25 protein-coding genes and 1 tRNA gene are annotated in these 24,859 nt (G+C 69.8%); 16 read left to right on the top strand and 10 right to left on the bottom strand.

The genetic code is table 11. The features are described from left to right. The 7 genes from Q0W60_RS10535 to ssb all read left to right on the top strand — a co-directional run. Positions 1-691, top strand: a 691-nt coding sequence (locus Q0W60_RS10535; RefSeq protein ID WP_297695313.1) for a flagellin, incomplete at its 5' end; no start/stop codon positions are given. A gap of 120 nt (positions 692-811) precedes the next feature. After that, positions 812-1,090, top strand: coding sequence for a hypothetical protein (locus tag Q0W60_RS10530; protein ID WP_297695311.1), 279 nt, complete (start codon positions 812-814; stop codon positions 1,088-1,090). 184 nt (positions 1,091-1,274) lie between these two features. Beyond that, positions 1,275-2,069, top strand: a complete 795-nt coding sequence (locus Q0W60_RS10525; RefSeq protein ID WP_297695309.1) for a hypothetical protein — start codon at positions 1,275-1,277, stop codon at positions 2,067-2,069. Positions 2,070-2,176: 107 nt separating this feature from the next. Continuing rightward, entirely contained in the window at positions 2,177-4,999 is a 2,823-nt protein-coding gene (locus Q0W60_RS10520) for an SBBP repeat-containing protein (protein WP_297695307.1), read from the top strand. 14 nt (positions 5,000-5,013) lie between these two features. Continuing rightward, positions 5,014-5,679 carry a hypothetical protein gene (locus Q0W60_RS10515; RefSeq protein ID WP_297695304.1) on the top strand — a complete coding sequence of 222 codons (666 nt, stop codon included), beginning with the start codon at positions 5,014-5,016 and terminating at the stop codon, positions 5,677-5,679. A 39-nt stretch (positions 5,680-5,718) separates the two neighbouring features. Next, a complete protein-coding gene (locus Q0W60_RS10510) occupies positions 5,719-6,093 on the top strand; it encodes a hypothetical protein (RefSeq protein WP_297695302.1) in 375 nt (124 codons plus the stop codon). A gap of 121 nt (positions 6,094-6,214) precedes the next feature. Continuing rightward, a complete protein-coding gene (gene ssb, locus Q0W60_RS10505; protein ID WP_297695300.1) occupies positions 6,215-6,688 on the top strand; it encodes a single-stranded DNA-binding protein in 474 nt (157 codons plus the stop codon). A gap of 15 nt (positions 6,689-6,703) precedes the next feature. On the opposite strand, the gene Q0W60_RS10500 is transcribed toward ssb, so the two are convergent. Next, a complete protein-coding gene (locus Q0W60_RS10500; RefSeq protein WP_297695299.1) occupies positions 6,704-7,147 on the bottom strand; it encodes a DUF3617 family protein in 444 nt (147 codons plus the stop codon). 52 nt (positions 7,148-7,199) lie between these two features. Beyond that, entirely contained in the window at positions 7,200-8,246 is a 1,047-nt protein-coding gene (locus Q0W60_RS10495; RefSeq protein ID WP_297695297.1) for a 2OG-Fe(II) oxygenase, read from the bottom strand. A gap of 169 nt (positions 8,247-8,415) precedes the next feature. Between Q0W60_RS10495 and gyrA the strand changes: the two genes are divergently transcribed. From gyrA to Q0W60_RS10470, 5 genes are all read left to right on the top strand, one after another. Continuing rightward, complete coding sequence (gene gyrA / locus Q0W60_RS10490) at positions 8,416-11,208, top strand: DNA gyrase subunit A (protein ID WP_297695295.1); 2,793 nt, start codon at positions 8,416-8,418, stop codon at positions 11,206-11,208. Between the two features lie 62 nt (positions 11,209-11,270). Continuing rightward, positions 11,271-11,765: a pantetheine-phosphate adenylyltransferase gene (gene coaD / locus Q0W60_RS10485; protein ID WP_297695293.1), complete on the top strand. Its 495-nt coding sequence runs from the start codon at positions 11,271-11,273 to the stop codon at positions 11,763-11,765. A gap of 54 nt (positions 11,766-11,819) precedes the next feature. Next, positions 11,820-12,683, top strand: a complete 864-nt coding sequence (locus tag Q0W60_RS10480; protein ID WP_297695291.1) for a peptidylprolyl isomerase — start codon at positions 11,820-11,822, stop codon at positions 12,681-12,683. Further along, positions 12,683-13,144: a peptidylprolyl isomerase gene (locus Q0W60_RS10475; RefSeq protein ID WP_297695288.1), complete on the top strand. Its 462-nt coding sequence runs from the start codon at positions 12,683-12,685 to the stop codon at positions 13,142-13,144. Before Q0W60_RS10480 ends, Q0W60_RS10475 begins: the two co-directional genes overlap by 1 nt. Before the next feature lie 10 nt (positions 13,145-13,154). Next, the gene (locus tag Q0W60_RS10470) at positions 13,155-13,616 is read left to right on the top strand and encodes a hypothetical protein (RefSeq protein WP_297695286.1); all 462 of its coding nucleotides are present in this window, start codon (positions 13,155-13,157) and stop codon (positions 13,614-13,616) included. On the opposite strand, the gene Q0W60_RS10465 is transcribed toward Q0W60_RS10470, so the two are convergent. Then, positions 13,543-14,559, bottom strand: coding sequence for an endonuclease/exonuclease/phosphatase family protein (locus Q0W60_RS10465; RefSeq protein ID WP_297695284.1), 1,017 nt, complete (start codon positions 14,557-14,559; stop codon positions 13,543-13,545). The genes Q0W60_RS10470 and Q0W60_RS10465 overlap by 74 nt on opposite strands. 61 nt (positions 14,560-14,620) lie before the next feature. Between Q0W60_RS10465 and queA the strand changes: the two genes are divergently transcribed. Together queA and tgt are read left to right on the top strand one after the other, a co-directional pair. Then, positions 14,621-15,697, top strand: coding sequence for a tRNA preQ1(34) S-adenosylmethionine ribosyltransferase-isomerase QueA (gene queA / locus Q0W60_RS10460; protein WP_297695282.1), 1,077 nt, complete (start codon positions 14,621-14,623; stop codon positions 15,695-15,697). Then, positions 15,697-16,827, top strand: coding sequence for a tRNA guanosine(34) transglycosylase Tgt (gene tgt, locus Q0W60_RS10455; protein ID WP_297695280.1), 1,131 nt, complete (start codon positions 15,697-15,699; stop codon positions 16,825-16,827). The genes queA and tgt overlap by 1 nt, the downstream gene beginning before the upstream one ends. Here tgt and Q0W60_RS10450 read toward each other — a convergent pair. Beyond that, positions 16,748-17,395 carry a hypothetical protein gene (locus Q0W60_RS10450; RefSeq protein ID WP_297695278.1) on the bottom strand — a complete coding sequence of 216 codons (648 nt, stop codon included), beginning with the start codon at positions 17,393-17,395 and terminating at the stop codon, positions 16,748-16,750. The genes tgt and Q0W60_RS10450 overlap by 80 nt on opposite strands. A gap of 120 nt (positions 17,396-17,515) precedes the next feature. Between Q0W60_RS10450 and Q0W60_RS10445 the strand changes: the two genes are divergently transcribed. Together Q0W60_RS10445 and Q0W60_RS10440 are read left to right on the top strand one after the other, a co-directional pair. Beyond that, positions 17,516-17,590 (top strand) — tRNA-Lys (locus tag Q0W60_RS10445). 250 nt (positions 17,591-17,840) lie between these two features. Then, entirely contained in the window at positions 17,841-18,128 is a 288-nt protein-coding gene (locus Q0W60_RS10440; protein WP_297695277.1) for a hypothetical protein, read from the top strand. Between the two features lie 20 nt (positions 18,129-18,148). Here Q0W60_RS10440 and Q0W60_RS10435 read toward each other — a convergent pair whose 3' ends face one another. The 6 genes from Q0W60_RS10435 to Q0W60_RS10410 form a co-directional block, all read right to left on the bottom strand. Then, the gene (locus Q0W60_RS10435) at positions 18,149-19,264 is read right to left on the bottom strand and encodes an amidohydrolase family protein (RefSeq protein ID WP_297695276.1); all 1,116 of its coding nucleotides are present in this window, start codon (positions 19,262-19,264) and stop codon (positions 18,149-18,151) included. A gap of 11 nt (positions 19,265-19,275) precedes the next feature. Continuing rightward, entirely contained in the window at positions 19,276-20,643 is a 1,368-nt protein-coding gene (locus tag Q0W60_RS10430) for an FAD-binding oxidoreductase (protein ID WP_297695274.1), read from the bottom strand. A 62-nt stretch (positions 20,644-20,705) separates the two neighbouring features. Beyond that, complete coding sequence (locus Q0W60_RS10425) at positions 20,706-21,503, bottom strand: ABC transporter permease (protein WP_297695272.1); 798 nt, start codon at positions 21,501-21,503, stop codon at positions 20,706-20,708. Then, on the bottom strand, positions 21,503-22,267 hold the full coding sequence (locus Q0W60_RS10420; protein ID WP_297695270.1) for an ABC transporter ATP-binding protein: 765 nt from the start codon (positions 22,265-22,267) through the stop codon (positions 21,503-21,505). The genes Q0W60_RS10425 and Q0W60_RS10420 overlap by 1 nt, the downstream gene beginning before the upstream one ends. An 8-nt stretch (positions 22,268-22,275) precedes the next feature. Beyond that, positions 22,276-24,354, bottom strand: a complete 2,079-nt coding sequence (locus tag Q0W60_RS10415) for a molybdopterin cofactor-binding domain-containing protein (RefSeq protein WP_297695268.1) — start codon at positions 24,352-24,354, stop codon at positions 22,276-22,278. Next, positions 24,354-24,830, bottom strand: a complete 477-nt coding sequence (locus Q0W60_RS10410) for a (2Fe-2S)-binding protein (RefSeq protein WP_297695266.1) — start codon at positions 24,828-24,830, stop codon at positions 24,354-24,356. Before Q0W60_RS10410 ends, Q0W60_RS10415 begins: the two co-directional genes overlap by 1 nt. Between the last annotated feature and the right edge of the window lie 29 nt (positions 24,831-24,859).

The following is a 24,859-nucleotide window of genomic DNA, read 5'->3' as shown; positions in this document are numbered from 1 at the left end:
GTCGGTCCTCGACACGACGCTGCAGGCCGGCTCGCAGCTCACCGACATCCTCAACCAGATGCGCCAGAAGGCCCTGGCGGCCTCCGACGCGGGCGTCGACGACGCCTCGCGCACCCAGTACGAGAACGAATACACGAAGCTGGCCCAGAGCTACGCCAACGTGATCGCTTCGGCCTCGTTCAACGGCGTCAACCTGATCGACAACTCCAGCGGCTCGGTGGCGGCGATCGGCTCGGCCGACGGCGGCATCAAGATCACCTCGGCGCACAACAAGCTGAACGCGGCGACGATCTTCGCCTCCGACGGCTCGCTGACGCTGACCGCCGGCACGGTGACGGCTCCGGCCACCACCGCCTCGGTCGACAGCGTCGCGGCGAACGCCGGCGGCTCCTGGGCCGACGGCACGGGCACGAAGGCTGCGGCCTCGCTGGCCGTGATCGACGCGGCGATCAAGTCCGTCACCCAAGGCCTCTCCGGCTTCGGCGTGGACTCCAAGGCGGTCGACAACCAGCTCTCGCTGGTCTCGAAGCTGCAGGACAGCCTGAACACCGGCATCGGCAACCTGGTGGACGCGAACCTGGCTCAGGAAAGCGCCAACCTGCAGGCCCTGCAGACCAAGCAGCAGCTCGGCGTGCAGGCGCTGTCGATCGCCAACCAGTCGACCGGCATCCTGCTCGGCCTGTTCCGATAGGACTAAGGGGCGCGCTCGTCGCGCCCCTTAGACCGCGCGTAAGCGGCGGGGAGGGCGACCTCCCCGCTGCGTCTTCGCGAAGGGAGTCGCCTCGCCGCTTCGTCGGCTGGCGTAGGAAGCATGGAGAACAACCTCGCCCCCATCGGTCTGACCCAAGCCGCCGGCGTGACACCGGCTCCGGCCCCGCCGGCCGCGCAATCCAATTCTGCCGCCATGCAGAAGGACGTCGCGGACCTCAGGTTGGTGATCGAGGAGGATCGCGCCAGCGGCCTCTTCATCTACAAAACCATCGACCGCCGGACGGGAGACGTGGTGCTGCAATTGCCTCGCGAAGAGGTGGTGCGCATGCACGAAGCGGAACGCTACGAGGCCGGGAGCCTGATCAAGACCGCCGTCTGAGCCCGGGCTCGGAGGGGACATCGCCAAGCCGACCGCAAAGCGCGGTCACGACCGCCGCCGGAGCTCCGGCGCGCGGCCATCGTCGTTTGTTCGCTAGCGCCTGGATGAGGGACTCGGCTTACAGCTAACGCAGGGCGCTGACGGCGCCTCCGATGCGCGAACGGGGTCGAGCATGGTGACGAGCGTGAACGCCGGTTCCCTGGCGGCGCTGATGGCCCAGGAGCAGGCGGCGGCCAATCGCGCCGCGGCCGCCGAGGGAGCTCCCGATCCGACGACGCAGCCAGGCGCGGCCAGCGACCCGGCGGTTGTCTACGCCGGCGCCGCCGATGCGCCCTCGCTCAGCGGGATCCTGGCGGTGACCGACAGCCTGAATCGCGCCGCTTCGATCTCCGACGTCGGGATCAGCGCGGGGCAGGCGATCGCGGGTCTGGTCTCGGTGCTCCGCGACAAGGCCGTCGCAGCGCAAGGCGGCGCCGGCGATCCGCAGGCGCTTGACGCCGACTATCAGGGCGCGCTGGCCACCATCGACCAGCTGGCCAACTCCGCATCGTTCCAGGGCGTGACGATGCTGGACGGCGGCTCGGACCCGAACCTCAGCTTCAAGGCCGACCTGGCCGGCGAGACAACCATCAGCCTCGCCTCGCAGGACTTCACCACCGACGGCCCCGTGCTGGGCCTCGCGGGCACAAACCTGCTGGGCGGGGCGGACGACCTGCAATCGGTGCTGACCCAGATCGATGCGGCCTCCACGAGCCTCGCCGGCCGGCTTGCGGACATGAACGCCCGATCCGACCAGATCCAGACGCACCTCGGTCTCGTGAGCCAGATGCAGAGCGCGCTGAGCGGCGCGGGCACCGCCGGCGACGGCGCCGATGGCGCGCGGCTGCAAGCCCTGGCTGTGCAGCAGGCGCTTGCCGCGCAGACCGGGCCCGTCGCGAACCAGGCGCCTCAGGCCCTGCTCTCGTTGTTCCGGAGCTGACCGGCCGTTCGGGGCCGAGCCGAAAAGATTCGCATCTCTTAACTCGGCGTCAGGCCTAGCGCGGGCATGCTCGCGCCCGCGAGCTCCTTCGCAAGGCAGGCGGTCCCGTGACGATCAGCTTCGATCCGAACGTGCTTCTGAGCTGGTACCAGGCCCAGGCGGGCCTGGCCGCGGCCGCCGTCGCCAGCCGCGGCGTCGGGAGCTCGGCCACCGCCCAGACCGCCGCCCAGGTGCCGACCGCGCCCTGGAACGACCCAAGCCAGGCGACCCAGGCCAGCGCACTGGTCACCCAGGCGCTCTCGGGCGCCGCGTTCGTCGACGAGAGGGCGGCCAAGGTGGACGTGCCCACCGCCGACGCCGACTACAAGCGCCTGTTCGCCATCAACCAGGGGCTGCTCACACTGCAGGCCCTGGCGGGCGCGGCGAGCGATCCCACCACCTCGCAATTCGCCCTGCCCGGCATCCAGCAGGCCTTCCAACGCGGTCTCTCGGAGATCTCGGCCTATGCGGAGAACACCTCGTTCGACGAGTTCCGCCTGACCTCGGGGACGGCGACGGCCAGCGCGACCAGCACAGCAGCCTTCGCAAAACAGTCCGACACCTACACGACCGCGGTGCTGGCCACCGGCTCCTCGGCGGCCCCCGTTGCGGCCTTCCAGGGCAATGTGCAGTTCAGCGCCAACGTGAAGAAGATCGGCGGCTCGGTCGTCACCGTGAACTTCGATCTTTCCGAAATGGGTTCGACCACGAGGAGCATGAGCGCGGTCGCCGCCTACTTGAATTCCAAGCTGCAGGCCGCCGGCCTAGGCGTCCGGGTGAGCACCACGTCCTCGCAGACCGCCCCCGAGACCATCAGCATCGGTGGGCAGACGACCACCATCGCCGATGCTCAGACGCAATGGGCGTTCCAGTTCAGCGGCCTGCTGGACGAGACGGTCACGTTCTCCGCGGCGACGACCAATCCAGCGATCTATGTGGCCCAGACCGCCGGCGATCCCGCGGCCCCGGCGCCAGCCGCCGCGCCAAGCGACGGCTCGCTCACCTCGACGACACCGACGACCGTCGACGACACCGAGCAGCAGCTCCTCAAGCTGGAGGGAGGGGGCGGAACGGACGCCGCCGCGCGCCCCGGGGAAACCCCCTACACGGCGGGCGAGGTGTTCGGCGAGACGCTGCCGGCCGGCGTGGGGACGGTGCACGCCACAGCCACGGGCGCGGACGGCTCGGTCTATCTGCTCGCCGACGCCACCGCGGCGGTGAACGGTCAGGCGATCAAGGGCGCGCAGGACGCCGTCCTGCTGAAGTACGATTCCGCGGGCAATCTGATCTACACGCGAACCCTCGGGGCGGCGACCACGGCGAGCGGCATGTCGCTGGCTGTGAGCGCCGACGGCAAGGTGGCGATCGCGGGCTCGGTCACCGGCGAGCTCGACAGCGGCGACTCCGGCGCCGATCCGGCCCAGAGCGACAGCTTCGTCACCCTGTTTGACGCCCAGGGCCAGGAGCTGTGGACCCAGCGCCAGGGCTCGGACCTCGGCGACGACACCGCCAAGGCGGTCGCCTTCGATGCGGGCGGCAACGTCTATGTGGCGGGCGAGACCCAGGGCTCGATCGGCGGCGGCTCGGCCGTCGGCGGCGTCGACGGCTACATCCGCGCCTACTCTTCCAGCGGCGCTACGCTCTCCACCCGCCAGTTCGGCACGACGAGCGACGACAGCATCTCCGGCCTCGCGGTGGACGGAACCCAAGTCTATGTCGCGGGCCACGACGGTGCGGCCGCGACGATTCGCAGCTTCGACGCCGCGGATCCCAGTCAGCTGACGCTGACCGCGACGCGCAGCCTCGGCAGCGCGACCATCGGCGGCATCGGGGTCGACGGCTCCGGCAACCTGCTGATCGGCGGCTCGACCAGCGGCGGGCTGGACGTGGCCAACGCGACCCGGCCGCTCAGCGGCGGCCAGGACGCCTTCGGCGCACGCATCTCCGAGGACCTGACCTCCACCGCCGCCGACGCGGTCGCCTATTTCGGCGGTTCCGGAACGGAGAAGGTGACGGCGGCGACCGTCGCGGGCGGTGAGGTCTGGGTCACTGGCACGACCACCTCGAGTGATCTGCCGGGACTTCCTCCTGTCGGCAAGACCGACGGCTTCGCGGCCGGGCTCGACGTCGGGGCGGGGGCGGTCACCTATGCCCAACGCTTCACGGCCAAGGACTCCATCGATGCTCCGGAATCGATCGCCGTGGACGCGAGCGGGGGCAGCGCGCTCGACAAGCTCGGACTGCCGAAGGGCACGTTGACGTCGGACACCTCGCAGCTCGTCACCTCGGCGACTTCCGCGCGGGCCGGCGACCAGTTCCAGATCAAGGTGGGCGACAATTCGCCGACGACGGTGACGATCGAGGCGGACGATACGCTGCAGTCGCTGATGAGCAAGGTCCAGCGGGCCGGCCTGTTCTCGATCAACGTCGAGACCGGCTTCAGCGTCGACGGCTCGACCCTGTCGCTGACGCCCGAAGACAATCGCTCCACCTTCCAGCTGCTGCCGGGGCCTGCGGGGCAGGACGCGCTGCAGGCGCTGGGCCTGCAACCCGGGCTGATCCGCGACACGGTGGTCGACAAGACCAGGGGCGTCCTGCCGGCCGACGGCGGAACCCAGACCTACGGCCTTCGGCTTCCGTCGAGACTGGATCTGAACTCCGCGGCGGATATCGCGAGCGCCCAGGATGCGATCACCAACGCGATCACCACGGTCCGGGCGATCTATGCCGACCTCAAACAGGCGGCGACGCCGCAGAGCCAGCGGCCGCAGGTGAACGGCACGGTGTCGGCCTATACGCAGAGCCGCATCGCCGACTACCAGGCGGCGCTCGACCGCCTGACCGGCGCAACCGATAGCTCGGGCTCGTCCCTTGCCAGCCTGATCGGCTGAGTCTAGCGAGGGCCATGGACTTCGAAGGGGTTCGTAGGACCGGCGTCGTGCTGGGCGGCGGCGCGGTGGTGGCGGTCGCGGCCGGCGGGCTGATCGCCTGGGGTCTGATGGCCGGACACCGCAACGAACCCCGGCCGCCGCCGCCGGCCTCGAAGGGCGGCCTGGTGATCAATCCCAATCAGCCGGAGCCCAGGCCGGTCGCGGCCGCCAAGACCTTGCGCTGCTTCGTGTCCGGCCAGCTCGTGGGCGAGTTCACGCTCGCCGAGTGCGCGCAGCGGAACGGAGTCGCCACCGACAAGCTCGACGTCGGCGTCGACCCGACCGGGGCGCTCGCCGCCGCGCAGCCGGGCGGCTCCGTGGTTTCGCCCCTGCCGCCGGCGTCCGAGCCGGTCAGACGGCTGGCCCCCAAGCCGCAACCGACGCCGAGCGCAGGCCCGCTCGGCGCGTGCTGGCGGTATGCCGAGGGGACCTGGCGCAAGCTGCCCTACGACATGGCCCTGAACCTGTGCGCCCGCACCCTGTTCGACGGGCGCTGCGAGAAGCCTGGCCAGGCGCTCTACGGCCGCTGGGCTCAGCAGACCATCCGCCTCGTGCCCGGCAAGGTCGAGATCTCTTCCGACAACCGCAGCTTTCGCGGCTTGATGGACCAGGGGCAGGGCTGCAGCCTGCCCACCGGCTGACGGCTCGCGCGGGCGGCAAGCCTTGTGTAGGTTGCCGCCATGCCTCGCACGCCCTTGATCGTGTTCGCCGCGGCCCTGGCGCTTTGCGCCTGCGCCAAGCGCACCACCCCGCCCGGCACCGCCGGCGTCTGCTATCACGTGGTGTTCGAGAGGAACGGGACGCTCAAGTACAACAAGCTGGTCAACGCGCCCAATCTCGAGACCTGCGCGGCGAACCTCGAGGCCATGCGGCTGAAGTTCCTCGGCATGGGGAGCTCGGCGACGGAGCTGCTGGGCGCCTATCAGGCAAATTTCATTTTTGTTCAGCGGGAAGGCATCTTCACCTCAACGTCTCTGGAAGGTCCGCGTTATGTCGCGCTGGTGCGCACCGGCGACGGCCGGCTCGCGATCCCCGGCGCGATGCCGCAGCAATAGGCTGTGGAGAACCTCCGCCGTGGGTGAACGTAACGAGAACAAAATGCTTGCCGCGCCGATGACGGCGGGCTAGCGTCCGCCTGGGCATAGGCCCGCAATCACGGAAGCTTAGGACATCGACATGGCGGGCAGCGTCAACAAGGTCATCCTGGTCGGGAACCTCGGGGCCGATCCCGAGATCCGCACCCTCAACTCCGGCGACCGCGTCGCCAACCTCCGCGTCGCCACCTCCGAGACCTGGCGCGACCGCTCGAGCGGCGAGCGCAAGGAGCGGACCGAGTGGCATCGCGTGGTGATCTTCAACGACAACCTCGTGAAGGTGGCCGAGAACTATCTGCGCAAGGGCTCGAAGGTCTACATCGAGGGCGCGCTGCAGACCCGCAAATGGTCCGACCAGTCGGGGCAGGAGAAGTACTCCACCGAAGTCGTGCTGCAGAAGTTCCGCGGCGAGCTCACCATGCTGGACGGCCGTGGCGACGCCGAGCGCGAGGAGGGCGGCGGCTATGCCGGCGGCTTCTCGTCGGGTCCGCGCGCCGGCGGCTCCGGCCCGCGCGAGGACTTCTCCGCCGACCTGGACGACGAAATCCCGTTCTGAGCCGAGCGCAAGCGGCTAGGGAGCGGCCGGCGGGCTCGGCGGCTCCGGGCAGCCATCGGCGATGCGCCGGGCCTCCGTCGTGGCGTGGCCGGAGACCGGCAGGCCCAGGAAGCGGGTCGCCATGACGGCATCCACGTGGAAGCTGGTCGGAGTGTAGGCGCCGGACGCGCTCACCTGCACCTGGCGACCCTTGTTGTCGGTGCAGACGCCCTTCATGGAGAGCTTGCCGCCGGCGACGCGGCGGGTGGGATAGACGCAGGTGTAGTGGTGGTTGATCGGGCCGGTCAGGAACCGGTCCACGTCGGCAGGGCTGATGCAGCGGCGCGAGGTGCTGGTCGAGTGAAGCGGCGAGCTCACCGTGTTGGTGGACTCCCAATAGCCGGGCAGGATGGGGCTCTGGGCGGCGGCCGCGGAGCCCGCCACGGCCAGCGCCGCCAGCGTCGGGACAAGACGTTTCATTCGCGGCCATATAGGAAATCGATGAGGCGTCGTCATGGCGCCGGAACGGACGTCATCCGCCCGTCCGGGGGGCCCGGCGGCGGTAAGCCTCGCGGATCTCGGCGCCGGCTTCGTCGAACAGGAAGGGAAGGAAGGCAAAGCGACGGCCGCGGGTGACCCGCATCGCCTCGTGCATGAGGCCGCAGGCGAAGACAACGGCGCCGCCGACCGGCGGCCGGTAGGTCGCCGGCCCGAACTCCGGGAACCGCAGATCGCCGCCGTCGAAGTCTTCGTTCAGGTTGATCGAGCACGCGAACTTGCGGTGCGCCGTCTGGAAGGTGACGTTGTCGCGGTGCGGGTGGAAGACCCCGCCGTCCTCGGCGTCATAGCAGCTGATCAGATAGCGCTCGATGCGGGTCACTTCGGTCGCGAACGCCCGGGCGATGAACGGAAACAGCCGCCGCTGGAGGCGCTCGGCGACCGCGTCCTTCAGGGCCTCGTCCTCGACCAGCACGTCCCGCCGCCTCTTGAGCTCGTCCATCACCAGGACCGTGACCTCGCCCTGGTCGCGCATGACGCCGGTGAATTCGCCGCCGCCGCGCGCGGCGTGAAGCGCGATGAGCTCGCCGCAGAGCTCGGGCTCGAAAATCCTCGGCGCGATCAGCACCGGCGCATGGAGCGGCACCCCGGCGTGGTCGCCCGGCGCGGGCAGCGCCGCGAGCGAGGGGAACAGCGCCTCCGCGTCATCGATCCCCGCGCGCCGCATGACCCGCAGGGCCGGATCGAGCAGCAGCCAGAAGCCCCTGTCGTCCGCCCCGTAGAGCCGGCTCACCTCCCGGCTTTCGTCCAGGATCCAGCGCAAACCCCGCAAATCTCGCACCTGGGCGGCCGTCTCGGCCTCACGAACCACGACGAAGGCGGCGAGCTTCGCGTCATCGAACAGCCGCTGGCCGGCGGCGAGTGCGGTGAGCGCCGCCTTGCGCGGCTCGGCCGCGACTGGAAGGAACAGCATCAGCACGTAGCGGCCGCCGGCGGTGTCGAACACCAGCTCGGGAGTGGACGCGCTCGGCGCCTTGAACCAGGGCGCCGGCTCGCCCGGACCTAATTGCGGCGCGCTCATCTGGCGGCGAGCCTAGGCGCGAACCGCGGCGAGGTCACGACGGGCCCCCACGGAACGCCTCGCGCGCGCATGCACGCGCGCGTGCGCGAAGTCGTGGCGCTCGCCCCTTCAGAATGCTAATCAAAGCCCCCACATAAGCCTCACGATTCGACCGGCGAATTAACCTCCCTTGACCGACGAGAACACCACCCCACCGGACGACCGGCGCGGGGCTGTCGCCCCTATCGCCATCGAGGACGAACTGAAGAAGTCGTACCTCGACTACGCGATGAGCGTCATCGTCAGCCGCGCCTTGCCGGACGTGCGCGACGGCCTGAAGCCGGTGCATCGCCGTATCCTGTTCTCGATGAACGAGCAGGGCCATACGCCCGACCGAAGCTATGTGAAGTCCGCCCGCGTGGTCGGCGACGTGATGGGCAAGTACCACCCGCACGGCGACCTGGCGATCTACGACACCCTGGTGCGCATGGCCCAACCGTTCTCGATGGGACTCCTGCTCATCGATGGCCAGGGCAACTTCGGCTCCGTGGACAATGATCCGCCGGCGGCGATGCGTTACACCGAATGCCGCCTGACCCAGGCCTCGATGTCCATCCTGGCCGACCTCGACAAGGACACGGTCGACTTCAAGGAGAACTACGACGGCTCCGAGCAGGAGCCGGTGGTGCTGCCCTCGCGGATCCCGAATCTGCTGGTGAACGGCGCCGGTGGGATCGCGGTCGGCATGGCCACCAACATCCCGCCGCACAACCTGGGCGAGGTGGTCGACGCCTGCCTCGCGATGATCGACGACCCGGACATCGGCCTCGATGAGCTGTTGGACATCGTCCCTGGGCCAGACTTCCCGACCGGCGGCGAGATCATCGGCCGGACCGGCGCTCGCCAGGCGCTGATGACCGGACGCGGCTCGGTCGTGGTGCGCGGCAAGGCCTCGGTCGAGGAGATCCGCAAGGAGCGCGAGGCGATCGTCATCACCGCGATCCCCTATCAGGTGAACAAGGCCGCCCTCGTCGAGCGGATCGCCGAGCTGGTGCGCGAGAAGCGGATCGAGGGCGTCGCCGACCTGCGCGACGAGAGCGACCGCGACGGCATGCGGATCGTCGTCGAGATGAAGCGCGACGCCCCGGCCGACGTGATCCTGAACCAGCTCTACCGCTTTACGCCGTTGCAGACCTCGTTCGGCGTCAACGCGCTGGCGCTCAACCGCGGCCGGCCCGAGCAGATGGGCCTGCGCGAGATGCTGCGGGCCTTCGTCGACTTCCGCGAGGAGGTCGTGGTCCGCAGGACCAAGTTCGAGCTGGGCAAGGCGCGCGACCGGGGCCACGTGCTGGTCGGCCTCGCCATCGCCGTCGCCAACATCGACGAGTTCATCCAGATCATCCGCTCGTCCAAGGACCCGGCCGAAGCCCGCGAGCGGCTGGTGGCCCGCGACTGGCCGGCCGGCGACATGCTGCCGCTGGTTGAGCTGATCGCCGATCCCCGCACGGTCGCGATCGACGGCGCGCGGATCCGGCTTACCGACGACCAGGCCCGCGCCATCCTGGCGCTCACCCTCTCGCGACTGACCGGGCTCGGCCGCGACGAGATCTTCGCCGAGGCGGAGAGCCTGGCGAAGGCGATCACCGGGTTCCTCGGCATTCTGGCGTCGCGCGACAAGGTCATGGCCATCGTGCGCGAGGAGCTGGTCGAGGTGCGCGAAGCCTTCGCCGCGCCGCGGCGGACCGAGATGGTCGAGGGCGACGCCGACGTCGAAGACGAGGACCTCATCGCCCGTGAGGAGATGGTGATCACCGTCACCCACGGCGGCTATGTGAAGCGGACGCCGCTCTCGATCTATCGGACGCAGCATCGCGGCGGGAAGGGCCGCTCGGGCATGGCCACCAAGGAGGAGGATGCCGTCACCCGCGTCTTCTCGGCCAACACTCATACGCCGATGCTGTTCTTCTCCTCCGGCGGCAAGGCCTACCAGCTGAAGGTCTGGCGGCTGCCGCTCGGCACGCCCACCAGCCGCGGAAAGGCGTTCGTCAACCTGCTGCCCATCGAGCCGGGCGAGAGCATCACCTCGATCCTGGCGCTGCCCGAGGATGAAGCCGCCTGGGACCAGTACGACGTGATGTTCGCGACCCGCTCGGGCGGCGCGAGGCGCAACAAGCTTTCCGACTTCATCGGCATCAAGCGCAACGGCAAGATCGCCATGAAGCTGGACGAGGGTGACGCCATCGTCGATGTGGCGGTCTGCCGGCCGCAGGTGAACGATGTCTTACTGACCACCGCCCTCGGTCGCTGCATTCGCTTCGCCGTGGACGAAGTGCGGGTGTTCGCCGGCCGCGAGTCCACCGGCGTGCGTGGCGTCCGGCTGGCGGAGGGCGACAGCGTCATCTCCATGGCGATCCTGCGCGCGGTCGAGGCGACGCCCGCCGAGCGCCAGGCCTATCTGAAGCACGCCAAGGCGATGCGGGTCGCCCGTGGCGAGGCCGAGGAGGGCGAGGAGAACGGCGCGGCGGACGACGATGACGTCGAACCCGCCGACCAGGATGCGGCGCTGGCTTTGGACCGGCTGGCGCACCTGGAAGCGGCGGAGGAGTTCATCCTGACCGTCTCCACGGAAGGCTTCGGCAAGCGCACCTCGGCCTACGACTATCGCCGCACCGGCCGTGGCGGCCAGGGGCTCATCGCGCAGGATCTCACCAAGCGCGGCGGCCGCCTGGCGGGCTCGTTCCCGGTCGACGAAGGCGACGAGATCCTGCTCGTCTCCGATCAGGGCCAGCTGATCCGCGTACCGGTCAACCAGGTCCGCATCGCCGGCCGCAACACACAGGGCGTGATCATCTTCCGCAAAGGCGAGGACGAGCACGTGGTCTCTGTCGAGCGGCTCCCCGACCAGGGCGAGGACGATGCGGGCGACGCCGAAGAGCCCGGCGAGGACGCGCCGGAGGCGTCCGGCGGACCGGTCCCAACTTAGCGCTTGCCATAACCGCGCTCCACGGCGAAAGGCGGAAGCGGACAGTTGGGGGACCTAACCGTATGACGCGCGTCGGCTTGTTTCCCGCCACCTTCGATCCTGTGCACAACGGGCACATCGACATCATGGAGCGGGCGGCCAAGCTGGTCGACAGGCTGGTCATCGGGGTGGCGATCAATATCGGCAAGGGGCCGATGTTCACGCTGGAGGAGCGGGTCGGGATCCTGCGCGAGGAGACGGCCCACCTGGCTGGCCAGGTCGAGATCGAGGTGCTGCCCTACGAAGGGCTCACGACCGTCTTCGCACGCGACGTCGGCGCGACGTTGATCGTGCGGGGTCTGCGCGCCTTCACCGACTTCGAATACGAATTCCAGATGGCGGCCATGAACCAGCAGCTCGATCGCGAGATCGACACGGTGTTCCTGATGGCCGATCCGCGGCACCAGGCCATCGCCTCGCGGCTGGTGAAGGAGATCGCGCTGCTCGGCGGTGACATCACCAAGTTCGTCAGCCCGCGCGTCAAGGGCCGTCTCCTGGAGAAGGTCGGCCGCCAATGAGGCCCGACGCCGAAGGGCTGGTCAGAGACTCCGCCGGCTTCTACGAGTGACTCCATGAAGACCGCCCTGATCGCCGCCGCGGCCGCAGCCGGGCTCGCCACCGCCGTCATGGCTGCCCCGAAGCCCCGCCCCGCCGCGCCGCTCGCCAATCCCGCCGCGCCAGGGCCCGCCGACTGGCGCACCCCCGACCCCAACGACGTCCTGCTCATCGACACCAACAAGGGGCGGATCATCGTGGAGATGATCCCGGAGGTCGCGCCCCAGACGGTCGCCAGGGTGCGCGAGCTCGCCCACGAGCACTTCTACGACGGCCTGCGGTTCTTCCGCGTCATCGACGACTTCATGGCCCAGACCGGCGATCCGCAGAACAACGGCACGGGCGGCTCGGACAAGCCGAATGTGCCCGGCGAGTTCACCTTCCGACGCGGTCCCGAGACGCCGTTCGCGCTCGCCGCCGATCAGACCGTGGCCGAGGTGGGATTCATCAAGTCGTTGCCGGTCACCAGCCAGTCCATGTCGCTCGCGCCGATGACCAAGGACCAGAAGGTCTCCGCCTGGGCGCTCTACTGCCCGGGCGTCGCCGGCATGGCGCGCGACGAGAACCCGGATTCCAACAACAGCCAGTTCTTCCTGATGCGGCAGAGCCACCACAACCTCGAGAAGCGCTACACCGCGTTCGGCCGCGTGATCGCCGGCGAGGACGTGGTCCGCGCCATCAAGACCGGCGAGCCGGTCGAGCCGCCGCAGGACCGCATGGAACGCGTGCGTCTGCTCGCCGATTTGCCCCCTGCCGAGCAGCCGAAGATCCGGGTGATCGATCCCAAGAGCGCCTGGTTCAAGGCTCAGGTGGCGCGCGCCGAGAAGGCGAGCCCCAACGATTTCATGTGCGAGCTGGACATGCCCGCCGAGGTGAAGTGATGGATCCCGAGAACACACTGATCATGCAACTCGACACCGGACCCGTGACGGTCAAGCTCCGGCCCGATCTCGCGCCCGGACACGTGGCGCGCATCAAGGAGCTGGCCCGCGAGGGATTCTACGATGGCGTTGTGTTCCACCGGGTCATCCCAGGCTTCATGGCTCAAGGCGGCGATCCCACCGGCAGCGGCTCGGGTGGATCTGACAAGCCGAACCTGAAGGCCGAATTCAGCCGCGAGCCGCACGTCCGCGGGGTTTGCTCGATGGCGCGCACGCCCAATCCCAATTCGGCCAACAGCCAATTCTTCATCTGCTTCGGCGACGCCCGCTTCCTTGACGGCGAATACACCGTCTGGGGCGAGGTGGTGGAGGGCATGGAGAACGTCGACGCCTTGCCCAAGGGCGAGCCGCCGCACAACCCGGGCAAGATCGTCTCGATGAAAGTGGCGGCCGACGCGTGAGGCCTGGGCCATGGCGCCGCGCCTGAAGGTCTTCGTCACCTCCGACGGCCTCACGGACTACGTGGTCGCGGCGTCCTCGAAGGCCAAGGCGCTGGCCGCGTGGGGCAGCCGCCAGGATCTCTTCAAGACCGGGCTCGCCCACCAGACGGACGATCCGAGACTGGTGACGGCCGCCAAGGCCAACCCCGGCGAAGTGCTCCGCCGGCCGGCGGGCGGCCGCGATGCGCTTGCCGGGCTGAAGCCCGCCCGCAAACCGAAGCCGGCGGGCCCGTCCAAGGCGGCGCTCAAGAAGGTTGCGGACCTGGAGAAGGCGCTTGCGACCCTGGAAGCCGAGCACGCCAAGGCCCTGTCCGAGATCGAGGATCAGCGCGCCGAACTCGACCGCAAGGCCGAGGCGCTTACCTCCCGCTTCCAGGTCGAGCGGTCGCGTCGTCAAGAGTCGCTGGCGGCGGCTCGACGGGCGCTAGAGTAGCCACCAGCGGATAGTGGTCTGAGCCCAGGCTCGGGCCCCTGTGTATGTCGACCGTCGCCCAGGCAGGGCCCGCATAGACGTGATCGATCGGCAGGATGGCGAACGGCAAGCTCATTCGCCGCGCCAGGACCTTGCCGGCCGGCCAGGTGAACAGGGCGCGATCGCGGCGGATCAGGCGAAAGGCGCTGTCCCAGTCGCGCCGGGCGAACGACCAGGGCGTGGAGTTGAAGTCGCCGGCCAGGATCGTGCGCTCGCGAGGCAGCTCGTCCAGCGCGCGGGCGAGGCGGGCCTCCTGGCGCTGCTGGTCGTTCCCGTCCGTCGGCCAGGCGTCATGCACGCCGACCACGTCGAAGGCGCCTTCCACGTCGTGGAAGATGGCGTGGGCGAGCGGCCCGACGGCGGGCTCGGCGGAAACATAGCCGCGCGTCATCTGACGGGGCGAATAGATCATCACCTCGCAATCGCGGCAGACCGAACGCCAGCCGGTGCGCGCCTCGAGCGCGCGGCGGAACGCGGGCGTGGTCTCCTCCAGGATCACCAGATCGGGCCGTTCGGCGGCCATCCAGTCGATCGTGCGGGCGATCTCGGAGTTGTGGTTCCAGACGTTGAACTGGATGATCTTCAGCTGGCCCGGCGCATCGGGACCGGCGCGCGGCCCGGCGCTGCGCGTCAACTCCGGCGCCATCAGAGCGCCCCCGGCGACGACGCCGACGCCCGTGAGCGCCAGCACCAGCAGCCGCGTCATCCCGCCGAACAGCAGCAGGGCGAAGAGGCCCGCCAGCAGCGCGCCCGCCAGCCAGACTGGTGCGAAGTGGGTGAGCAGGTCCCAGCGCAGGCTGTGACGGCCCTGCAGCGCCGCGACGCCAGCCGCGGCGCTGATCAGGGCCAGCAGCACCACCGGCGGCCCGAGCACGATGTTCAGCGCGAGTCGCAGGAGACCCATGTCCGCCTCTAGCAGCCGCGCGGCTTGACGCGCCAGCCGCCGCGTGGCGCAAGGCGCAACGATGCAGCTCGCCGACTTCGATTTCGACCTGCCGGAGGATCGGATCGCACTCCGTCCCGCCCACCCGCGCGATGCGGCGCGGCTGCTCCTCGTGCGGCCCGGTGAATCGTTCGCCGACGCTCGGGTGAGCGATCTGCCGGGGCTGCTTCAGCGAGGCGACGCCCTGGTGCTCAATGACACCCGTGTGATCCCCGCGCGCCTGAAGGGCCAGCGCTTGCGGGACGACAGCCGGGTCGCCGTCGAGGCGACGCTGCACCGGAGGCTCTCCGGCCACGTCTGGACGGCGTTCATGCGGCCGGGCAAGCGCCTGGCGGAGGGCGACCGGATCGTGTTCGGCGAGGCGCATGACCGGGCCTGCTTCCTGGGCGAGCTCAATGCGACGGTGAAGGCCAAGGGAGACGCGGGCGAGGTGGCGCTCGCCTTCGACCTGTCGGGCCCGGACCTCGACGCGGCGATCGCGGAGCGCGGGGCTATGCCGCTGCCGCCCTATATCGCCGCGCGCCGGGCGGAGGACGAGCAGGACCGCACCGACTACCAGACCGTCTATGCCCAGGAGGATGGCTCGGTGGCTGCGCCGACCGCCGGCCTGCACTTCACGCCCGAGCTGCTGCAGCGGTTGGCGGGGGCCGGGGTCGAGATCGTCCGCATCACCCTGCACGTCGGCGCGGGCACCTTTCTGCCGGTCAAGGCCGTACGCGTGGAAGACCACCGCATGCATGCCGAATGGGGTGAGGTGGATGCCGCCGCCGCCGAGCGCCTCAATGCGCTCAAAGCAGCGGGCGGGCGCATTGTCTGCGTGGGCACCACCTCTCTGCGGCTCCTGGAGTCGGCGGCCGGAGAGGATGGCGTGGTGCGGCCGTTCACGGGCGAGACCGAGATCTTCATCACCCCCGGCTACCGATTCCGGGCGGCCGACGGGCTGATGACCAACTTCCACCTGCCGAAGTCGACCCTGTTCATGCTGGTCTGCGCGTTTGCGGGCACCCAGACGGTTCGCGCCGCCTATGCGCACGCGATCGACGCCGGCTACCGGTTCTATTCCTACGGGGACGCCTCGCTCATCTGGCGGGCGCCCTGATGGCGGCCTTCCCGTTCCGCGTCGCCGCGACCGACGGCGCCGCGCGCACCGGCGTTCTGGCCACGCCGCGCGGCGAGATCCGCACGCCCGCCTTCATGCCGGTCGGCACGGCCGGCACGGTCAAGGCGCTGAGCGTCGATCAGGTCGCCGCGGCCGGCGCCGACATCCTGCTGGGCAACACCTACCACCTGATGCTCCGGCCCACCGCCGAGCGGGTGGCGAGGCTCGGAGGCCTGCACCGCTTCATGCGCTGGGAGAAGCCGATCCTGACCGATTCCGGCGGCTTCCAGGTTATGTCGCTCGCGAAGATCTCGGAGGTCACCGACGACGGGGTCACATTCCAGAGCCACCTCGACGGCTCGCGCCATGCGCTCTCGCCCGAGCGCTCGATCGAGATCCAGGCCGACCTCCTGGGCGCCGACCTCGTGATGCAGCTGGATGAGCTGGTGGGCCTGCCGGCGCCCGCCGAGCGCGTCGCCGAAGCTATGCGCCGCTCCGCACAGTGGGCCGCGCGCTGCAAGGCGGTGTTCGGCGCCCGCGAGCGGCAGGCCCTGTTCGGCATCCAGCAGGGCGGGATCTCCGAGGCCCTCCGGAGAGAGTCCGCCGAGCGGCTCCTGGAAATCGGCTTCGACGGTTACGCCATTGGCGGCCTGGCGGTGGGCGAGGGCCACGCCGCCATGGTGGATGTGCTCGACTTCGCCCCGGCGATGCTGCCGCCCGATCGGCCGCGCTATCTCATGGGAGTCGGCAAGCCCGTCGACATCATCGAGGCCGTCGCGCGCGGGGTCGACATGTTCGACTGCGTGCTGCCCACCCGCTCGGGCCGGCACGGCCAGGCGTGGACCGCGTCCGGCCCGATCAACCTGAAGAACGCCCGCTTCGCCGAGGACGAGAGCCCGCTGGACGAGTCGATCCCCGTGCCCGCCAGTCGCGACTATTCAAAGGCCTACCTGCACCATCTTGTGCGGTCGGACGAGATCCTGGGGCAGGTGCTGCTGTCGTGGCACAATCTCGCCTTCTTCGAGGCCCTGATGGTCGACCTGCGGGCCGCTATCGCGGAGGCTCGCCTTTCGGCGTTTCGCCAGGCGTTCGCCCGGCGGGCGGCAGCCGCGTCGGATAGCGAGGCTTGATCGCCTGTTCCATGGTCGGGCGGCTGGCCATGACGTGCGAGGGCGTGGCCGGCGGCGGGCAGCCGTTGGCCTCGCCCAGGCCTTTCAGATAGGCGCGGCGCACGGATCCGGCCTTGATGGCGTCCTGCACGTACTGATCGTGCCGCTCCGCGCCGGTGAGCTTGCGCACCCAGCTGTGGAACGGGATGACGCCGGAAGTGACCCCGGCCACCGCGCCGAGGGTGGCGCCGCGGCCCTTCTGGCGCAGGCTCTCGTCCTTCTTGTCGGGGATGTCGAGGTCGGGGCCGAGCGCGATGTCGAGCGGCTCGATCAGGGTCTCGAGCTGGCCGCAGGTGAAGTGCGGGGGCGGCTCGTCGTACGCATCGGCCATGGCTTCCAGCAGGATGCCGGGAATCTTCGTGCGCATGACGTTGAAGTCGCGCAATGGCGCCGACACCGCGCCTTCGACGTTGTCGCGCTCCGCCTGGTCGGTGGTCTCGACCCGCTCGGGGTTCTTGGGGGAGGTGGTCGTGCAGGCCGCGATCAGGAGGGCGGCGAGCGGCAGGACGGCGCGTGCGGCCTTGCGCATGTTATCCGAGCTCTTCGCGTCCCCCCGCCCTGTTAAGGCCTCCTCCCTTGCGCGGCAAGATCACGGTCCCTATGGTCCGCGCCGCTTCGCGACCGGGCTGGACGAGCCCCGTCACGTCGGGGGCCGGTAGCTCAGCGGTAGAGCATTCGACTTTTAATCGAATGGTCGTGGGTTCGATCCCCACCCGGCCTACCAATGTCGCCGGGCGCCAGGAACAACCGCGACTGTTGTCAGGTTGAATCCACGGCGCGGCGGCGGCGCGCGGGAACGCCGCCGATTTCGCCGCCCGCGGCGAAAGGCGAAGCTCATGATCTCAAGAATATCCGCGGGGATCGCGGCCCTCGTGATCGGTGCAGCCTGCGCCGGGCCGCTCAGCGCTCGTGAGCTCTGCAGCTGCGCGAGCGCTCACCATCCAACGCACGCGGCTGTCCGTCATCGGGCCGCCATGATCCAGGTTGTGAACTACTACGGGGGCGAGCAGACCGTGGCCCGGCCTCCGCCAGTCTCTCCCTATGAGCAGGCCTACTATCCCGGGGCTTATCCGCCGGCGCCGATGCTGTATGGGCTGGGCGACGATGATTTCGGCTACGACTGGCCGTTCGGGTACGGGTTCGGCGTGTTCGTGAACAATCCGCTGATCTTCGATCACCATCGCCGCGGGGCGTTTCGCCATCATGTCGAAGCCCATGGCATGGGTGCGGGCCGGCCTGGATTCCCCGGGGGACGCTGGTAGGCGCCACGCTCGCAGCCGCACTAGAGCCCGAACAGCGCCCGCGCATTCTCGCCCAGCACCGCAGCCTGGCGCGCCGGCGGGAGGTCTGCGAGCGAGCGGCGGATCAGCTGCGGGGCCGCTAGCGTCGAGTCGACGTGCGGGTAGTCGCTTCCCCACAGGATCCGGTCCTCCCCCACGAGCTCGAGCATGGCCCCGATCGTCCGCTCCTCGGGCTCGGCCACGAACCAGCAGTTGCGGCGGATGTAATCGCTGGGCTTCAGCTTGGGCGGCGCGGGCAGCAGGGCGCGCAGCACCTCGGCCTTCTCGTCCAGCCGGTCCATCAGATAGGCCGCATAACCACAGCCCGCCTCGACGCTGACGATCTTGAGTCTGGGGAAACGATCGAAGAGGCCGTCGGTGACCATGGCGGCCATGGCGGGCATGAGCTGCCCCGTCGCGCCGAGGCCGAAGGTGAACACCGGCCCGGGCTTGGTCTCGTGCCAGGCGCCGAAACCGCCCGCGGAGCCGGAGAAGCGGACGATCACGTGGAGGCAGCCGGGAATGCCGGCATCTTCGCAGAGCCGCCAAATCGGATCGAACCGCGGATCGCTGGGCCGGCGGCCGTCAACGATCTCCGGCGGGACGAAGAGGCCCTTGAAACCGGCCTTCACGCAGCTCGCGAGCTCCTCGGCGGCGGTCTCGACATCGCGCCAGTTGATCGCGGCGATCGGAGCAACGCGGCCCGGTGCGCCGGCGGCGAAGTCGGCCTGCCAGCGGTTGTAGGCGCGGCAGTAGGCCGAGGCGAGCGCGTGGTCCTCGGTCGGGAACGGCAGGATGCCGATCGTCGGGAACAGCACGCCCACGTCGACGCCCCAGGCGTCGAGCATCCGCATCCGCGCCGCGGGATCGTAGCTCGCCGGCTCACAGCCTTCGGCGTAGGTGCGGCCGGGGCTGAACAGGTCCTTGCGGTCGAGGTGCGCCCCGCCGAGGCCGGCGAGCATGCCCGAGAGCACGCTCGTCTCGCCGATGATCAGGTGCTCGACTCCATCGCGCTCTTCGATCCGGATGGCGCGATCGCGGAACTTCGGCTCCAGGTACTCCTGCCACAAGCCCGCCGGCTCCATGACGTGGGAGTCGCAATCCACCACCAGGCCCACGGCTGCGCCTCCTATCCGAGCACCTTGCCGGGATTGAGCACGCCCTTGGGATCAAGGGCGGCCTTGATGGTGCGCATCAGGGCGAGCTCGGCCGGCGAACGCGAGGTGGAAAGATAAGCCAGCTTCTGCAGTCCGATCCCGTGCTCGGCGGAGACCGAACCCCCCCGCGCCTGCAAGGGGCGATAGACCAGCTCCTCGATGTCATGCCGGGCCTTGGGATCGCCCACGCCTGCGATCAGGTGCAGGTTGCCGTCGCCGAGATGACCGAAGACCGTGAGCTGAGCCTTGGGCCAGCGGGCGGTCAGCGCCTGGCGCACCTCGGTGAGGTAGCCCTGCATCTCGGGGATCGGCAGGCTGATGTCGAACACCACTGTCGGCCCGTTGCGGGCGGTCTGGCGAACGTCGTCGCGCAGGGCCCACATCCGATCCCGCTCGGCCTGCGACTTGGCGACCACGGCGTCGACCACGAGGCCGTCGTCCAGGACCTGGGCCAGCACAGCCTCGAACCGCTCGCCATCGGCTTCGGGATCGGCGCCCAGCGCCTCGACGAGCACGTAGAAGGCGTGGCCGGGCGGCAGGATCGGCCGGCCGGCGGCGGGCTCGGTGGTGACCAGCTCGTAGAATTCCGGCCACATCACCTCGAAGGCGGAGAGCGCGCCGCCGAGCTCCGAATCCATCCGCCGCAGCAGCTTCGGCAGCGCCTCGAAACCGTCCACCGCCAGGAAGCCGGTATTCTGCGCGGCCGGCTTGGCCTGCAGGCGGAAGACCGCGCGGGTGACCACGCCCAGCGTGCCCTCCGAGCCGATGAACAGCTGCTTGATGTCGTAGCCCGTGTTGTTCTTGATCAGCCGGTTCATGGCCGGGATCACCGTGCCGTCGGCCAAGACCGCCTCCAGCCCCAGGATCATGTCGCGGGTCATGCCGTAGCGGATCACCCGGTTGCCGCCGGCGTTGGTCGAGATCACCCCGCCCACCGTGGCCGAGCCGCGCGCGCCGAGGTCGAGCGGCAGGAACAGGCCCGCCGCATCGGCCGCCTCGCAGGCCCGCTCCAGGACGCAGCCTGCCTGGACGGTCATGGTCGAGCCGACCGCATCGATCTCCTCGATCGCGTTCATGCGTTCGAGGCTCAGCGCGATGGCGCCCTCAGCCAGGGCGCCATCCACGAGACCCGTGCGGCCGCCCCACGGCACCACCGAAACGCCGGCCCTGCCGGCGCTGCGCAGCACCTCGGCCACCTCCTGCGTCGAGCGGGGCCTGGCGATCGCCATCGGCTTGCCGAGCCGCGTCCAGGGGCTGAAGGCCTGCTCGGCGGCGGTCTCGCCGCTGACCAGGCCGCCCGCGCCCAGACAGCGCTCAAGTTCGGCCACGAGGCTCTGCATGGCGGCTCCTCTCGCACGTTCTCGCCGAGCATGCGCTTGCCGCTCCATCGAGATCAACCGGACTAGTTCGCCGTTTCGGCGGAGTAGCGGGCGATCAGCCCGGTCCTCAGGGCGTAGCTGTAGACCGCGGCGAACAGCCCGCAGGCGGCGACCAGATAGAGCACCGAAAGCACGCTCCCGAACGCGAGCTGGTCCCAGCGCGCGCTCTTGCCGGTGACGATCGCGCGCATGCCCTCGAAGACGTAGGACGGCGGCAGCAGGCGGGAGATGGCGCGCATCCAGGCGGGCAGGGTGGCGAGCGGATAGAAGACGCCCACGAACGGCGACAGCAGCGATGGGATCGGCCAGATCAGCCACTCCGACGCCGGCCCGAAGCGGAGCACGATCGATGTTCCGACGATCCCAAGCGATATGCCGGTGATGAACAGCACGAACACAAACGGGGCGAGGGCCACGCCGTAGGCGAAGAAGGAGAGCCCGAACACGCTGGTCGCCAGCAGCAGCATCGCGGCCAGCCCCAACAGGCTGGTGACGATTCCGGTGAGCACCAGCCCCAGCAGGTAGTCGCCGATGGTGATCGGGGTGGCGAAGACGTTCAGGAAGTTGCGCGCCCAGACATCTTCGAAGAAGGCCGTGGTGATCCCCTGCATCACCCGGGCGAGGAAGTCCCAGAGCAGCACCGCGCCCAGCGGGGTCGCGACGAAGTTGAATCGGGTCAGCCCGCCGAGATAGCGGGTGATGAAGCCCCAGAGCACGATGTCGATGGCCACCCAGGCGATCATCGGCAAGAGCCGCACAGGGCTGCCTCGCACTAGGTAGAAGTAGCGGAGCGCGACCGCGGCCACGCGGGAGGCGCGCATCATTGCGCTCCCGCAGCCGGATGCAGCGCCTCGTGGGCCACCTCGACGAACAGCTCCTCGAGGTTCGGCGCGTTGTGCTGCTTGATCAGCTCGGCCGGCGAGCCCGCGAGCAGGATGCGGCCGCGCGACAGGAACAGCACCCGGTGGCAGACCTCGGCCACCTCGTACATGTTGTGGCTGGTCCAGAGCACGCCCGCCTGCTCCGTGGCGGCGAAGTCCACGATGCGGGCGCGGATGTCGCGCGCGGTCGAGGGATCGATCGAGGCCGTCGGCTCATCGAGCAGCAGCAACTTGGGGCGGTTCAGCATCGCCTTGGCAAGTTCGACGCGGGTCTGCTCGCCGGAAGACAGCACGCCCGTCTTGGTCCTGCGGTGACGCGTCAGGTCGTAGTCCGCCAGCAGGGCCTCGATTCGCGCCGAGAGGGCTTTGACGCCATAGATCAGCCCGAACACGCGCAGGTTCTGCTCGACGGTCAGGTTGCCGGGCAGCGGGGTGTAGACGGCGGCGAAGTTGGTCCGCTCCAGCGCGGCGCTGCGCTGGGCAGCCACGTCGATCCCGCCGATCAGCACGCGCCCGGCGGTGGGCCGCAGAATGCCCAGCACCATACTGATGATGGTCGTCTTGCCGGCGCCATTGGGGCCCACGAGCCCCACGATCTCGCCGGGCGCGACCTGGAACGAGACCCCGTCGACGGCGAGAAGCGCCCCGAAGCGCTTGGTGAGGCCCTCGGCGGATAGGACGGCCTCGCCTGGGGCGCTCCCCATGTGCGCGCTCAGGCCGCCAGGATGGCCGCGGCCAACCGCTCGCGGGTGAAGGGCAGGTCGCGCACCCGCACGCCGAGCGCCGAGGCCACCGCATTGCCGATCGCGCCCGCCGCCGGCCCGGACGAGGCCTCGCCGATGCCCACCGAAGGCGCGTCTGGCGTCTCGATCAGGCGCACCTCGACCGGCGGGACCTCGCTGAACCGCAGCATCGGATAGTCGCCGAACGTGCGCGAGGCGATGCCTCGCTCATCGAGGCGGACCTGTTCCTTCAGGCACCAGCTCGCGGCCATCAGGATTCCGCCCTCGATCTGGTTCTTGGCGCCGTCCGGATTGATGACCAGGCCGATGTCGCTGGCGCACCAGATGTGCTTCAGCCGCACGGTCTCGGCGGCCTCCACCTCAGCGATTACGGCAACATAGGCGCCGGAGTTTTTGTAGCGGGCGTAGCCGATGCCGAGCGCGCGGCCGCCGCGCCGGGACCAGCCCGCCACCTCGGCCGCCGCTTCCAGCACCGCGCGGGCCCGCGGGTCCGACGTCAGGCTCAGGCGATAGGCGAGGGGGTCCTCGCTGGCCAGAGCCGCCAGCTCGTCGACGAAGCTTTCGGCCGCGAAGACGTTCTGCAGGGCCCCCAGCGTGCGGACCGAGGAGCAGTAGATCGGCGTCTCGCGGATCAGGTGGTCGATGACCCCCCAGCGGGGGATGTCGTAGGACGGCGGCGCGTTCCTGACCGCGCCGGAGAACATGCGGTTGGACGGCGGCCTGGCCTGCGGGGCGTCCTTCGCGCCGGGCAGGGCGGTCTCGGCGAGCAGCCGGCTGCGGTTGCCGTGCGGCCCGCTCCAGATCTCGCCGGTCCACGAGGTTGGGCGGCCGGCCTCGTCCAGCTCAGCGGCGAGCTCCACGACCATGGCCGAGCCGACCGGCTCGAAGCCGAACTCGTCCTCCCGCCGCCACTGCACGCGGATCGGCGGTCCCGGCCTGCGCAGCGCGATCAGCGCCGCATCGAAGGCGGCGTCGTCCGCGCCGTTGTGGCCGTAGCAGCCCGAGCCCTGGGCGTGCCTGAGCGTCACCTGCTCAGGAGGAAGTCCGGCCGCGCGCGCGATGCGATCGCGCAGGGGATAGGGTCCCTGCGTATGGCTCCAGACGGTCAGGCGGCCGTCGACATATTGCGCCAGCCCGACTGAGGGCCCCATTGAGGCGTGGGAGAGGTAGGGCTTGGAGTAGGTCGCGCGGTGCAGGCGATTGCCGCTCGGGCCGGTCTGTGGCTCGCCCACGACGTTGTCCTCGGCGGGCTGGCCGCGCAGCCAGGCCGCCTCCTGCTGCTCGGGCGTGAGCCGACGCGGATCGTCCCACACCGCCACGGACTCGGCGGCCGCGACCGCGCGCTCGGCCGCGCTCTCGCTGGGCGCCAGGGCGGCCACGAAGTCGCCCTCGCGCAGGATCTCCACCTCGCCATGCGCCGCCGAGCGGATCGCCGCCTCGTCCAGCCGCTGCAGCCTGGCCTGCGGACTCGGTTGGCGCAGCACGCGGGCGTGCAGCAGACCCTCGGGCCGCAGATCGGTGATGAAGCCGCCGCCCGCCAGCTTGCCCGGCAGGTCGATGCGTGGCGCGCTCTTGCCCACCACGCGATAAGCCGTGGGGTCCTTGCGCGGGGCGTCCTCGGCGACGGGCGCGTCCAGGTCCACGACGTCGGCGAGCGTCCAGTAATCGACGCCCGTGGACTGGCGGCCGCGCCGGATCACGCCCTCGTCGACCGCGAGGTCCTCACGCCGGCAGCTCAGCCGCTCGGCCGCGACGTCCAGGAAACGCCGCCGCACATCGGCGCAGACCAGGCGCACCGAGGCGCCGGAGATCTCGATCGACATGCTGCCGACCGTCAGACCCTCGTCGGGCGCCCGTTCGGTATCGCCGAACGTGATCGCGATCTGCTCCGGCATGACGTCCAGCTCTTCGGCGGCGATCTGGGTCAGGGCGGTGGCGATACCCTGGCCAAACTCCACCTTGCCGACATTGAGACCAACCTTGCGGTCGGGGCGGAAGCTGACCCAACGGGCGGGGGTGGGGGTCTTCTCAAGGCTCGGCGGGAGCATCAGGCGGGCTCCTTCATGCGTGTGGCGGCGAGTTCGATGGCGTCGAGAATGCGGTTGTGCGCCCCACAGCGGCAGAGGTGCCAATCGAGCGCCCGGGCGATCTCAGCGCGGCTGGGGTGGCGGTTGCGCTCCAGGAGCAGGCTCGCCGAAACCAGGATGCCGTTCAGGCAGAAGCCGCATTGGCCGGCCTGCTTCTCAAGGAACGCCTGAATCAACGGATGCGGCGGGTTCGATGCGCTCAACGCCTCGACGGTGGTCACTTTCGCTCCGGCGACCGCCGCGATTTCCATGTGGCAGGCCGCCTTCAGCTCGCCATCGACCAGGACCGCGCAGGCGCCGCACTGGCCGGCCCCGCAACCGAACCTCGCGCCGGTCAGGCCGAGCTGATTGCGCAGGACGTCGAGCAGCGTGTCCTCGGGCTCGGCGGTCACCTCGACCGGGCGGCCGTTGACCGAGAAGGCGATCGATGTGGGCATGGGCGAGACCTGTCTCACGCGGCGGGCTC

This window comes from Phenylobacterium sp. (assembly GCF_025934275.1).
Lineage (GTDB): Bacteria > Pseudomonadota > Alphaproteobacteria > Caulobacterales > Caulobacteraceae > Phenylobacterium.
Note: the sequence above shows the minus strand (reverse complement) of the source record. Positions and strands in the feature narration are given on the sequence as shown.